Annotated in this window: 10 protein-coding genes; 6 read left to right on the top strand and 4 right to left on the bottom strand. The window is 70.4% G+C overall.

Annotated features, from left to right (window positions below; all coding sequences use genetic code 11):
• Nucleotides 1-83: 83 nt before the first annotated feature.
• Nucleotides 84-1,001: a polysaccharide deacetylase gene (locus IVW53_09800; GenBank protein ID MBF6605859.1), complete on the top strand. Its 918-nt coding sequence runs from the start codon at nt 84-86 to the stop codon at nt 999-1,001.
• A 31-nt stretch (nt 1,002-1,032) separates the two neighbouring features.
• On the opposite strand, the gene IVW53_09795 is transcribed toward IVW53_09800, so the two are convergent.
• Entirely contained in the window at nt 1,033-2,352 is a 1,320-nt protein-coding gene (locus IVW53_09795; GenBank protein MBF6605858.1) for a hypothetical protein, read from the bottom strand.
• Between the two features lie 431 nt (nt 2,353-2,783).
• Between IVW53_09795 and IVW53_09790 the strand changes: the two genes are divergently transcribed.
• Entirely contained in the window at nt 2,784-3,458 is a 675-nt protein-coding gene (locus IVW53_09790; GenBank protein MBF6605857.1) for an MBL fold metallo-hydrolase, read from the top strand.
• A 39-nt stretch (nt 3,459-3,497) separates the two neighbouring features.
• Here IVW53_09790 and IVW53_09785 read toward each other — a convergent pair whose 3' ends face one another.
• Nucleotides 3,498-4,787, bottom strand: coding sequence for an imidazolonepropionase (locus IVW53_09785; protein ID MBF6605856.1), 1,290 nt, complete (start codon nt 4,785-4,787; stop codon nt 3,498-3,500).
• A 92-nt stretch (nt 4,788-4,879) separates the two neighbouring features.
• Nucleotides 4,880-5,911 (bottom strand): glutamate formimidoyltransferase, encoded by a 1,032-nt coding sequence (gene ftcD, locus IVW53_09780; protein ID MBF6605855.1) that lies wholly within the window; start codon nt 5,909-5,911, stop codon nt 4,880-4,882.
• Nucleotides 5,912-5,982: 71 nt separating this feature from the next.
• Here ftcD and IVW53_09775 point away from each other — a divergent pair, with 71 nt between their 5' ends.
• Nucleotides 5,983-7,416, top strand: a complete 1,434-nt coding sequence (locus IVW53_09775) for an MFS transporter (GenBank protein ID MBF6605854.1) — start codon at nt 5,983-5,985, stop codon at nt 7,414-7,416.
• Nucleotides 7,417-7,792: 376 nt separating this feature from the next.
• Here IVW53_09775 and hutU read toward each other — a convergent pair whose 3' ends face one another.
• Nucleotides 7,793-9,469 (bottom strand): urocanate hydratase, encoded by a 1,677-nt coding sequence (gene hutU, locus IVW53_09770; GenBank protein ID MBF6605853.1) that lies wholly within the window; start codon nt 9,467-9,469, stop codon nt 7,793-7,795.
• Nucleotides 9,470-9,782: 313 nt separating this feature from the next.
• Between hutU and IVW53_09765 the strand changes: the two genes are divergently transcribed.
• The 3 genes from IVW53_09765 (at nt 9,783) to IVW53_09755 (ending at nt 12,563) form a co-directional block, all read left to right on the top strand.
• Nucleotides 9,783-10,877: an ABC transporter substrate-binding protein gene (locus IVW53_09765; protein MBF6605852.1), complete on the top strand. Its 1,095-nt coding sequence runs from the start codon at nt 9,783-9,785 to the stop codon at nt 10,875-10,877.
• A gap of 100 nt (nt 10,878-10,977) precedes the next feature.
• Nucleotides 10,978-11,745, top strand: a complete 768-nt coding sequence (locus IVW53_09760; protein MBF6605851.1) for an ABC transporter permease — start codon at nt 10,978-10,980, stop codon at nt 11,743-11,745.
• A complete protein-coding gene (locus tag IVW53_09755; GenBank protein MBF6605850.1) occupies nt 11,742-12,563 on the top strand; it encodes an ABC transporter ATP-binding protein in 822 nt (273 codons plus the stop codon). The genes IVW53_09760 and IVW53_09755 overlap by 4 nt, the downstream gene beginning before the upstream one ends.
• Nucleotides 12,564-12,569 lie beyond the last annotated feature (6 nt).

The raw sequence follows: 12,569 nt of genomic DNA, 5'->3' as shown, positions 1-12,569 counted from the left end.
CTGCCTTCCTCGCGGCGAACCTCGCCTACGAGATGCTCTCCCTCGTCGCGCTCCGGCGCGGCGGGCGCTGAGGGGGGCGGGCGATGGCGACGCTCGACTGGCGCTCCACCCTGCCTCCGGGCTTCCGCTGGCCGGACGGCATCCGGGCGGCCGCATGCTTCACGTTCGACCTCGATGCGGAGAGCGCGATCCTCGTCGATCGGCCGGAGGCCGCCGGCTGGCTCGACGTCATGAGCCACCAGGCGTACGGGCCGCGGACGGGCCTCCCGCGGCTCCTTCGGCTGCTCGATCGGCAGGGCATCCGGGCGACGTTCTTCGTGCCCGGCTACTCCGCCGAGCGGTGGCCGGAGGCCGTCCGGGCGATCCGCGACGCCGGCCACGAGATCGGTCACCACGGGTATCTCCACGAGGGCTCACGGCACGCGACACCGGCCCAGGAGGAGGCGCGGCTCCTTCGCGGGCTCGACGCCCTCGATCGTGTGGCGGGCGTCCGACCGGTCGGCTACCGGGCACCGACGTGGGAGCTCACCTACGCTATGCCGGCGATCCTCGCCCGGCACGGCTTCCGCTACGACTCGGGGCTCATGGACGCCGACCATCCGTACCACCTGGCGACCACACCGCAACCCGATGCGCCGTGGATCGTCGAACTGCCGGCCCACTGGAGCCTCGACGACTGGGAGGCCTACGTCTACCTGCCGGAGATCTCCGGATCCGGGGCGATCGCCCGGCCGACCGAGGTCCTCGAGCGCTGGACCTTCGAGCTCGACGCCCTCGTGCGTGAGGGAGGACTCTTCGTCCTGACGAACCATCCGTTCGTCTCCGGGCGCGCCTCGCGTGCCGAGGCGCTCGGGCGCCTCATGGAGCACGCCCGGGCGACGGACGGGCTGTGGATCGGAACGTGCGCGGAGATCGCGGACTGGGTCGCCGGCCTCGACCTCGAACCCGTCGTCCAGCGGCCGCCGATCCTGCCGGAAGCGGACGATCGCGGAGAGCGCTGAGGGATTCGAGGCGCGGGTGCCCCGGGCGCCGTCAGGGCGTTCGGAGGGCGGCGGCGAGGCGACCGGTGGCGGTGTCATCCGAGCCGAGGACGACGATCACCGAGTCCGGCGAGGACTGCACGACGTCGCCATGGCCGAGCTTCCCGGTCGCCGTTCGGGCCGCCGTGGCGAACGCGTCGGCCGCCGACTGGGTATCCCAGCGGCTGACGATCGCCACGCCCCAGCGGGCGGATGGCGCGCCCGACGGGGAGGCGGAGGAGCTCGCCGCGGGCCCTGCGACTGCCGGGCCCTCGACGACCACGACCCGGTCGCCACCCCAGCCGGTCGCGGAGGCCACGGCCGCCTGCGGGAGGATCCCGCCCGCGATCTGAAGCCATTCTCGAAGTCCGAACTCGCCGAGGGTGTCCTGGCTGGAGACGGTCCAGCCAGGCCCGAGGCGGGTCGCGAGGTCGGCCGGGATCGCGACGGCGATCGGCGCCGCGTGGGCGAGGTACAGCTCGGGGTGGAGGATCTGCTCGGTCGAGTCGGGGGGCGCTGTGTAGGCCGCGTCCACGGCGGCCCAGCCGCCCTTCGCCCAGAGGCTTTCGACGAACGGCAGGCCGCTCGTGTACGGGAAGAGGAGCTGGTCCCGCAGGAACGGCGGCATCGACGCGAGCACGGCGGTCTGGGCCGGGTTCACCGACTCCTGGAGGAGCTGGAGGGTCTCGACCGGGGTGAGGGCCTGCTGGGCCCAGTCCGACATGAGGAGCGTCGCGTCGCCCTCGGCGAGCGAGAGTCGGGCGAGCGAGCGATCGCTCTGGCCGACGGTGTCGATCCCGAGCTTCGTCAGGCCGAAGTGCTGGTCCTGGAGGGCGTGGTCGAACTCGTGGGCGAAGGTGACCTTCTGGCTCGGCCCGATCGCGCCCGTCTGGGAGATGACGTACAGCTGCTTCGTCGTCGGCCGGTAGAAGCCCGCGACCTGGCTCGTGAGGAGCCTCAGGAGCTCATCCTTGAGGGACAGGTCCCGGGGGAAAAGGCCGAGATCTCGATACAGCGCCTGCTCGCCGGCGATGACTGCCGGCGGGTTCTCGGCGTCGAAATCCGCTCGGAGCGCGGCGGCGAGGCCGGCCGCGTCGAGGATCTTCGGCGAGACCGGGGCGAGGGCCGCCAGTCCGCGGATCTGCACCACCTGACCCTCGATCCGAGCGTAGACGACCGCCGGGTCCTCGGGTGGGCCGCTCGGGGCGGGCGAGTAAGGCTCGAGCGTGGGGCCGGATACCGGGCTCGAGCCCTGCGGCGCGGTCCCGCCGGACCCGATCGGTGCGACCGCCGTCGGGCCGCAGCCGCCGATCGCGACGACCAGGCCGACCATCACCGAGATCAGCCGGCTCGCCGCCCTTGAACGACGCACATCCATCGCGGCATGGTCGCACAGCCATCGCCGGGGCCGCGACGGTGGAGGCCGGATGGCAGCAGGTGCCCGGGGCCCGGCGCGTCGGGAGCCCGGTGGGCTCGCCGTCCGGGCTGACGCGGCGCCGATCCTGAGGGTGAGCGTTTCTTAATCGGTTCGGCGCTTGTCCCTGAACACCGTCGTCCTAGTGTTCCCCATGGAACCTCTCCTCAAGTTCCATCCTCCCTCCCTCCGACGGGGAGCGCCGATTGGGCAGGCGCTCCCCGTCCTCCTTTTCCGGAGACCGATCGGCGGCCGGACCGGATGGCGGCCGGCACCGCCGCCACCCAGGGGCGAGGAATCACGGCCCCGCGAAAAGCCGCCGTTGATGCGCGTGTGTCAGAATCGTGGCGATGGAACTCACCTGGTACGGGCGCTCGTGCATCCGGCTCCGCGGCAAGGACGCCGTCGTCGTCGCCGACCCGTATCCCGCGATCGTCGGGCCGACCGGACGAGGCATCACCGGCGAGATCGTGACCTTCAGCCACCCCGACGACGCCCCGACGCCGAGAGCGAAGGGGGCCCTCTCGCGCGACGGTCTGACGGTCCTGCCGACGAGCCTCGAGCGTGCGTTCGTCCTCGATGGTCCGGGCGAGTACGAAGTACGCGAGGTCCTGATCACCGGGATCGGGACGTACCGCGACGACGCGAAGGGGCAGGAGCGCGGCCGGCAGACGGCATTCGTCGTGGAGCTCGACGGTCTCCACACGGTCCACCTCGGCGATATCGGCCACCTCCTCAGCGAGGAGAAGCTCGGCGACATCGGGCCGGTGGACGTCGCCTGCGTGCCGGTCGGCGGCGCCCTCGCAGCCCCACGCGCAGCCGAGCTCATCGCCCAGCTGGACCCGCGGATCGTCGTCCCGATGCCGATGTGCGAGGACGAGGCGGCCTGCGAGGAGGCCCTCGGACGGTTCTTTCATGAACTCGGCGGAACGCCAGGGCCAGCCATGGCGCGACTCTCCGTGACGCCGTCGAGCCTGCCGACCGAGACGACGACGGTCCGCCTGGAGTCGCGCGGCAAAGCCTGAACCTGCGCGCGAGCCCCCGACCCAACTGCCGCGTGGCGCTCAGGTCGGCCGTTCGTGCACTGTGCGACCGCGCTTGATGACCATCCGGACGAGATCTGCGCCGGGCCAGTACGGGATCTGATCGACGGACGGCACGCCCCAGATGACGAGGTCGGCCTGCTTGCCGGGTTCGATGGACCCGATCTCGTCGGCGAGGCCGACGGCATGGGCCGCGTTGATCGTCACCGCCACGAGCGCCTCGGCCGGCGAGAGGCCGAGCGTGAGACAGGCGACGGTCATGACGAGCGGCAGACTCGCCGTCGGCGACGTGCCCGGATTGAAGTCCGTGCCGAGCGCGACGGGCACGCCCGCCTCGATGAATCGCCGGGCGGGCGCGTGATGCTCCTTCATGAGGAACCAGGTGGTCGCCGGGAGGAGCGTCGCGATCACCGGACGATCCGTGGCAGCGGCGGCGGCGAGTGCGGCGATCCCGGCGTCCGACGGCGTCGCCAGGTGATCCGCCGACGCGGCGCCGATCTCCGCCGCAAGCTCCGCCCCGCCGGACGGCGCGAGTTCGTCCGCGTGCAGCCGAGGCGCCATCCCTAATGCCGCTGCCGCCGTCAGGATCCGCCGGCTCTGGTCCACCGTGAACACGCCCGCTTCGCAGAAGACGTCGCAGAACCGGGCCCGCCCCTGGGCGGCTACCCCCGGAAGCTGCTCCTCGACGATATGGCGCACGTATGCCTCCGTCCCATCCGGACGCGTTCGGAACTCCTGCGGGACGGCGTGTGCGCCGAGGTACGTCGGCACCACGTCGATCGGGCCCTCCCGGCCGAGGCGGTAGGCGATCTCGAGGAGACGGAGCTCCGTCCGAAGGTCGAGGCCGTAGCCGGACTTCGCCTCGATCGTCGTCGTCCCGTGGCGGAGCATCTCGCCGAGCCAGCGACGCCCGTGCGCCGCGAGCGCGTCGTCCGAGGCAGCGCGCGTCGCGGCGACCGTCGAGAGGATCCCACCCCCGGCCTCGAGGATCTCGAGGTATCCGGCTCCGGCCTGCCGGAGCAGGAGCTCGCGCTCGCGCGTGCCGGCGAACAGCAGGTGGGTGTGGGAGTCCACGAGGCCCGGGGTCACGACGCCGCCGGTCGCGTCGATCACGGCGAACCGTGCCATCGGGTAGCCGCCGTCCGCGAGCTCGCGCTCGACCCGCGCCCGTGGCCCCACGCTGACGATCCGGCTCTCCCAGGTGGCGACCACCGGCGCCCGGCGCTCGTCCCTGGCGCGATCCCGGCCGGTGCGGCCCACGTCGTCGATGGAGAGGAGCGCCAGTCGGCCCTGGCTTCCGCCCCGCCGCAGCCCGCCGGCGAGCGTCGCGACCTGCGCTGCCCCCACGATGAGGATGCCGGACGTCGCCACCTCGCCGCGCCCACCCGGAAGAACGCGGAGATTCACCTCGCGCCGGGGTCCGACGCTCCTGGGGGCACGGCTCCTGCGTCGGCGGCGGCCGACCCACCCTGCGCCGCCTCCAGCCGAAGCTCGAGCGTCTGGAGCGGCGAGAAGTCGCGGAGGCGAAGGAACCGCGCGGCGCCGGCCAACCGCTCCGTGGTCGGCTGTTGCGGATCCACCCCGGCTCGATCGGCGACCGCGAGGAACGAGGCGAGCGGGGCGAGTCCGATGAGCTCCGACTCGGCGAGCGCGATCCCGTCGTTCGCCGCCTCATCGCGGACGGTCTCCCAGACGAGCCAGAGCGGGGTGACCGTGAAATCGAGGAGGTTCATCGAGACCTGCGCCCGACGCTCGTGACCGCGCTCCGGCTCGTGGACCTCGAAGCCGTTCGCCTGGAGCCGCGGCAGGCCGCCGCCCGACTCCCGGACGCGGCGCGCGATCCGCTTGGCGAGCTCGAGATCGTGGCTCGCAAGGTTGATGTTGTAGGCGATGAGGAACGGCCGGGCGCCGACGGCGACCGCGCCCGCTCGTGGATGGATCCGCGCGGGACCGAAATCCGGTTCGCGACCGGCCTGCCCGATCTCCGTGCGAAGGCCCTCGTACTGGCCTCGGCGGACGTCGGCGAGCCTCACCCGGTCGGACCGGGTGGCCGCCGCCGCATAGAGGTAGACCGGCAGGTCGAACCGCTCGGCGATCCGCCGACCGAAGCCCCGGGCGAGCTCGACGCAATCCTCGAGCGTCGACTCGCCGAGCGGCACGAACGGGATGACATCCACCGCCCCGATGCGCGGGTGTTCGCCAGCATGCCGCGCCATGTCGATCTCGGCGATCGCCCCGGCGATGAGCCGCTCGAGCGCGGTGCACACCGCGTCGCTGTCGCCGGCCATCGTGAGGACGCTCCGGTTATGACTCGCGTCACTCGTGCGATCGAGCAGGTGAACGCCCGGGACGGACACGACAGCCGCGACGAGGCGGTCGACGACGTCGGGACGGCGGCCTTCGCTGATGTTCGGGACGGATTCGATGAGCTGCATCTGTCGTATCGTGACACGTCCGAGACGGGCCGCGCCGTGCGTCAGCCCGTCAGCGAGGGAGGCCCGTCCCGATGCCCAGCGCTCGTCTCGGCGTGCTCCGACATGCGGACTATCGACGCTACTGGACCGCGTCGACGGTGAGCCTGTTCGGCACGCAGGTGACCCAGATCGCCATCCCGGTCATCGCCGTCCTCGTCCTTCGGGCGACGCCGTTCGAAGTCGCCCTCCTCACCACGATCGAATTCCTTCCGTGGATCCTCTTCACCCTGCCGGCTGGGGTCTGGGTCGATCGCCTGCCGCGGCGCCGCCTCCTCATCGCCGGCGATCTCGGTCGAGCAGCGATGCTCGTGAGCATCCCGCTCGCCGACGCCCTCGGCGCCCTGACGATCTGGCAACTGTTCGTCGTCGGCTTCGTGAACGGCGTCTGCACGGTCTTCTTCGACGTGGCGGACCAGTCCTACCTGCCGACGGTCGTCGCGCGCGACGACCTTGTCGAGGGCAACGCGAAGCTCCAGGTGAGCGCCTCGTCCGCCCAGATCCTCGGCCAGCCCATGGGCGGCGGCATCGTCGCGCTCCTGACGGCGCCGTTCGCGGTGATCGTCGACGCGGCGAGCTTCGTCGGCTCGGCGCTCCTCATCGCGCGGATCAGGGCCGTGGAAGCCCCGCGGGTCGCGGCCGGCGCGGTCGCGACGGGCGGGGAGGCCGCGGCCGACAGGAGCACAGCGGTCGCGACGGGCGGGAGCCCAGCAGGCGCGATCGCGGCGGCCGCGGTCGCGCTACCGCGGGAGGGGATGCGCCGCGAGATCGGCGAGGGCCTCCGGTACGTCCTCGGCAATCCGTACCTCCGGGGCATCGCCGCCAGCACGAGTACCTCGAATCTCTTCTCCAACATCGTCTTCGCGGTGTTCGCGATCTACCTCTACCGCGATCTCAGCCTCGTTCCGGCGCAGGTCGGCCTCATCGGCGGCGCAGGCGGGTTCGGGGTCCTGGCCGGCGCACTCCTTGCGAACCGGTTCGCCGCCTGGATCGGTGTCGGCCGGACGATCGTGATCTCGGCCGCCCTCACGGGACCGGCAGGCCTCCTCATCCCCATCGCCTCACCGGGCACGGCCGTGCCGCTGCTCGCTGCGGCTTCGTTCCTCGGCGGGATGTTCGCCGTCATCTACAACGTCAACCAGGTGAGCCTCCGGCAGGCGATCACCCCGGAGCGCCTTCTCGGCCGGCTCAACGGCACCATGCGGTTCCTCGTCTGGGGCACGGTCCCGATCGGGTCGCTCATCGGAGGCGTCCTCGCATCAGCGCTCGGGACGCATGCCGGGATCTGGATCGGGACCATCCTCGGCTTCACGCCGTTCGTGCCGCTGCTGTTCTCACCGGTGCCGGGCCTGCGGCGGATCCCGGAACGAGCTGAGGACGCCGGCGCCGCCGAGATCGCCGGGGGATCCGCCTCCGACCTCGTCCACGCCGGGCAGGGGGAACCGACGATCGTCCCCGATCGCGAATAGCCCGACGGGCAGCCGCACCCGACCGGCAGCCGGACCCCGCATCGGGAGCCGCACCGCCCAGCATCCAGCGGCACCCGACGCCAGGTGCGCCCCCGCATCCGGCCGAGCCCGCATCCGGCCGCGCCTCGCATCGGATACGCGCCAGGTGCGTGGTAGGAGCGACTCGTGGAGCACTCGAACGACCGGGGCGACCGCCGCGGCGTTGCCCGCCGCACAATCGTGCTCGGGCGGGGCGGCTGACCCGCCCTCACTGCCTCTTGATGCGCAGGAGGTCGACTATACGACGCACCCGGTGCGTAGACGGCCCGACCCACCGCCCGACCGGCAACCGGAGCCCGACGCGGCGCCCTCACGGTGCCCGCGCTCGCCTCGGCCGTCAGCCTCGATCGACCATCGGAACCCGGACCCCGCGCTCGCGGGCGACCTCGAGCGCACGCTCGTACCCGGCGTCGGCGTGGCGGATGACCCCCATCCCGGGGTCAGTCGTCAGCACCCGCTCGAGCTTCCGTCGCGCGAGTTCCGTGCCGTCCGCCACGACGACCATGCCCGCATGCTCGGAGTAGCCGATCCCGGTTCCGCCGCCGTGATGGATCGAGACCCACGTCGCACCGGCGGCCGTGTTGACGAGCGCGTTGAGGAGCGGCCAGTCCGCGATCGCGTCCGACCCGTCGCGCATCGCCTCCGTCTCGCGGTTCGGCGAGGCGACGGACCCGGCGTCGAGGTGATCGCGGCCGATGACGATCGGCGCGGCGACTTCGCCGGACCGGACGAGCTCGTTGAACGCGGCGCCCGCCTTCGCCCGTTCGCCGTAGCCGAGCCAGCAGATCCGCGCCGGCAGGCCCTGAAAGGGAACCTTCGCCTCGGCCATCTCGATCCATCGGCGGAGGCCGGCATCGTCCGGGAACAGCGAGAGGATCGCGCGGTCCGTCGCGAGGATGTCCGCCGCATCGCCGGACAGCGCCACCCAGCGGAACGGCCCGCGTCCCTCGCAGAACTGGGGGCGGATGAATGCTGGCACGAACCCGGGATAGGCGAACGCGTCCTCGACGCCGCCCTCCTGCGCCATCGCCCGGAGGTTGTTCCCGTAGTCGAAGACGATCGAGCCGGCGGCCTGGAACGCGAGCATCGCCCGGACGTGGTCCGCCATCGACGCGACCGACCGGCGGAGGTAGACCTCCGGCTGGGCGGAACGCAGGGCGAGCGCGTCTGCGAGCGCGATCTCGGCCGGCACGTACCCGCCGAGCGCGTCGTGCGCGGACGTCTGGTCCGTGACGACATCGAACCGTTCGCCGCGTCTGACCAGGTCCGGCTCGACCTCCGCCGCGTTCCCGACGAGGGCGACGGACAGCGCTCGCCCGTTCACCGCCGCCTCGCGCGCCCAGCGGAGCCCCTCGTCGACGGACGCCGTGAGCCGGTCCACATAGCCGATCTCGAGGCGCCGGCGGGCTCGCGCCTCGTCGACCTCGACCGCGAGGCAGACACCGTCGTTCATCGTCACCGAGAGCGGCTGCGCGCCGCCCATCCCGCCGAGCCCGGCGGTGAGGACGACCCGTCCGCGGAGCGTCCCGCCGAAGTGCTGCCGCGCCAGCTCCGCGAACGTCTCGTACGTGCCCTGGAGGATCCCCTGCGTCCCGATGTAGATCCACGAGCCGGCGGTCATCTGGCCGTACATCGTGAGACCGGCCCGCTCGAGCTCGCGGAACGTCTCCCAAGTCGCCCATCGGCCGACGAGGTTCGAGTTCGCGATGAGGACCCGGGGCGCCCATTCGTTCGTCCGGAAGACACCGACCGGTTTGCCGCTCTGGACGAGGAGGGTCTCGTCGTCGGCGAGCGAGCGGAGCTCCCGGACGATCGCGTCGAACGCCTCCCAGCTTCGAGCGGCCCGCCCCGTGCCGCCGTAGACGACGAGCGCGTCGGGATCCTCGGCCACCTCCGGGTCGAGGTTGTTCATGAGCATCCGCAGCGCGGCCTCCTGCTGCCAGCCGCGGCACGTCAGCTCGGAGCCGCGCGGAGCGCGGACGGGCCGGGCGCCCGGGAGCGCCGTGCCCCGCAGCGTTCTTTGAGCTGTCACGCCTGCGCGCCTCCGTACAGATGGGTATCCCAGAGTCGAGCCGATGTGAGACGAGGATGCTGCCGCCAGGATTCCGAGTCCCACCGGCAGGACAGGTGCCCTTAGGCGACACAACCACACTAGTGGCGATTGTGCGTGGCGGCAAGCTGGCAGCGCGGCCTAGAGCCTGCAGGGTCTGATATTCAGGACACATATGTCCTGCTCACTGTTGTGAAGACGTGCCCGTCCCCGTAGTGTCTCCAACGTCACCGCCAGCCGCGTTTCGCTTGCGAGACAGATCGTGGAGGAGGTCACCATGGCCGTCGCTCAGGTTCGGAACCAGCGCCCTAGGGTCGTCGTCTCACTCACCGCGGGCCTCGCGCTACTCATCGCTGCGTGCTCAGGCGCGGTATCGCCGAGTCCGAGCACGGCCCCGGGGACGGTTTCGCCAGCGGCCGCGTCGAGCGCGTCTTCGGCGCCGTCGGCCGTCTCGTCCGCACTCCCGAGCCCCGAAGCCGGCACCTTTCGGATGGGCACCGAACCGTGGCTTGGTTACGGCCCCTGGTGGATCGCCATGAGCAAGGGCCTGTTCGCGCAGAATGGCCTGACGGCGAAGGTGACGAGCTTCGACACGGACGACCAAATCAACGCAGCTCTCGTCTCGGGGCAGCTCGACGGTGCCAACATCGCGACTCACACCGCGTTGCGTCTGATCTCCCAAGGGACTCCCATCACGATCGTTCTCCTCCTCGACCAGTCCAATGCCGCCGACGCGATTCTCGCCGGCCCAGGCATCAACTCGATCGCCGATATGAAGGGCAAGAAGGTCGCCTACGAAGAAGGCACGACGTCGGACATCCTGCTGCGGTACGCCCTATCCCAGAACGGGATGACGATCAATGACATCGTCAAGGTGCCGACGCCAGCAGCCCAGGCGGGGATCCTCGCCATTACCAAGAAGGTGGACGTCGCCGTCACGTATGAGCCCTACCTCACGACCGCGCTCCAGCAGGACAGCAGCTTCAAGCTGATCTATAAGGCGGCCCAGGAGCCCGGTCTCATCGGGGACGTGTTCGTGGTCCGGAACGACTACCTCGCAAGCCATCCGGGCCAGGTGGACGCCCTCCTCAAGACCTGGGGCGACTCCGTCGCCTATCTTCGCACGAACCCGACCGACGGTCAGGCGATCATCGAGAAGGCCGTTGGCGCTAACCCCGGTGACCTCAAGACCGCCTTCGAAGGCGTACAGATCTACAGCCTGGACGAGGCGAAGCAGCTCATGACCGGCGGCGCCTACCTCAAGACGCTGACCGAGGTGAAGAAGATCGCCACCGACGCGGGAATCATCACCAAGCCAGTCGACGAAACGAAGGTCATGAACACGAGCTTCATTCTCGCCGTCGCCCCTTGACGGTCACCGCGCCCGGGATTCACCGGTGAGCGGACCCGCCGATTCCCGTTCCGGCGTCGACCCGGCATCAGCCGGGCGCCGGCGGCACCCCGCATTCGCGATTGGCGGCACGATCACCGTTCGCGGCTACGTGGGGACAGCTGTGCTCGCATTCGCCGCATTGATCGCGGTGTGGCTCCTGATTCGGGCATTGAACCTTGCTCCGGTGTTGTTCCTGCCGGGCCCGATCGAGGTCCTCGATCGGCTCGGCAGGCTCGCCGCCGACGGCACGCTCTGGTCCGACATCTCGGTGTCCGTCTGGCGGATCATCGTGGGCTTCGTCCTCGCGACCGTCATTGCTGTCCCGATGGGCATCCTCATCGGGACGTACCGGTTCGCGGAAGCCCTCATCGAGCCCTTCATCGACTTCGTGCGCTATATGCCGGTCGTCGGTTTCGTCCCGCTGACCATCGTCTGGATCGGCATCGACGATACCCAGAAGTTCGCCATCGTGTTCATCGGAACGTTCTTCCAAGAAGTCCTCCTGATAATGGACAACGTCAAGCGCGTCCCCCTTGACCTTGTCAACATCGGGCGGACCCTGGGGATGCGCGACGGCGCAATCCTGGCCCGAATCGTGGCCCCGTCGGCGGCACCGGGAATCTGGGACACCTTGCGGATCTCGCTCGGATGGGCCTGGACGTGGGTGGTTCTCGCCGAGCTCGTGGCAGCCACCTCGGGGCTCGGTTACCGGATAAACCTCGCGCCTCGCTACTTCGAAACGGACATCATCATCGGCTACCTCATCGTGCTGGGAATCCTGGGGCTGGTCACGGACCAGACCATGAAGGCACTGGGTCGGCTGTTCTTCCGGTGGGCGGACCGATGACGATTGGCGCGGTCCGCGAGGGAGACGTTCCACGGCTCGAGATTCGCGACCTCGAGAAGATCTTCGAGGGCCCGCGACCAGTCGCCGCGCTGGGACCGATCTCGCTGCGACTGGCCGAGAACGAGTTCGTCTCGATCGCCGGAACGTCGGGCTGCGGCAAGTCCACACTTCTTTCGATCGTGGCGGGCCTGATCGAACCGACCAAGGGCGTCGTTCTCGTCGACGGCAAGCCGATCGGTGGGCCCGGACGCGACCGTGGCGTCGTCTTCCAGACATACACGCTCTTTCCCTGGATGACCGCCCGTGCCAATGTTGAATTTGCGCTCCGGGGTGAGCGGATGACCGCGAGCGAGCGGCGGAAGGCGGCCGGCCAACACCTCGACGTGGTGGGTCTCGGCGGGTTTGCTGACGCGTATCCGCGCCAGCTTTCCGGCGGAATGAAGCAGCGCGTGGCGATCGCCCGCGCGCTCTGTTACCGGCCGAGGATCCTGCTGATGGACGAGCCATTTGGCGCCCTTGATGCCCAGACACGGCTTCTCATGCAGGAGCTTCTGACGCGCGTCTGGGAGTCCCATCGCCTCACCGTGATGTTCGTCACCCACGACGTCGACGAAGCGGTCTTCATCTCGGACCGCGTGGTCATCATGTCCAACCGACCGGGGAGACTGAAGGAAGAGCTTTCGATCGACCTCCCCCGGCCGCGCCATTTCGAGATCCAGGAGACGCCGGCCTTCGCCGCGCTCCGGGGCCGAATCCTTGCGTCCATCCGCGAAGAGTCGCTCCGGGCAGAACCTGGCGTCGCCGCGGGGATCGGGTGAATACCC

The sequence above is a fragment of the Chloroflexota bacterium genome (genome assembly GCA_015478725.1).
Lineage (GTDB): Bacteria > Chloroflexota > Limnocylindria > Limnocylindrales > CSP1-4 > C-114.
Note: the sequence above shows the minus strand (reverse complement) of the source record. Positions and strands in the feature narration are given on the sequence as shown.

Bases quoted from the DNA above. Each gene is read 5' to 3' on its own strand.
- IVW53_09800 (MBF6605859.1), top strand. From the start codon at position 84: ATGGCGACGCTCGACTGGCGCTCCACCCTGCCTCCGGGCTTCCGCTGG.
- IVW53_09795 (MBF6605858.1), bottom strand. From the start codon at position 2,352: ATGGTCGGCCTGGTCGTCGCGATCGGCGGCTGCGGCCCGACGGCGGTC.
- IVW53_09790 (MBF6605857.1), top strand. From the start codon at position 2,784: ATGGAACTCACCTGGTACGGGCGCTCGTGCATCCGGCTCCGCGGCAAG.
- ftcD (MBF6605855.1), bottom strand. From the start codon at position 5,911: ATGCAGCTCATCGAATCCGTCCCGAACATCAGCGAAGGCCGCCGTCCC.
- IVW53_09775 (MBF6605854.1), top strand. From the start codon at position 5,983: ATGCCCAGCGCTCGTCTCGGCGTGCTCCGACATGCGGACTATCGACGC.
- IVW53_09765 (MBF6605852.1), top strand. From the start codon at position 9,783: ATGGCCGTCGCTCAGGTTCGGAACCAGCGCCCTAGGGTCGTCGTCTCA.
- IVW53_09755 (MBF6605850.1), top strand. From the start codon at position 11,742: ATGACGATTGGCGCGGTCCGCGAGGGAGACGTTCCACGGCTCGAGATT.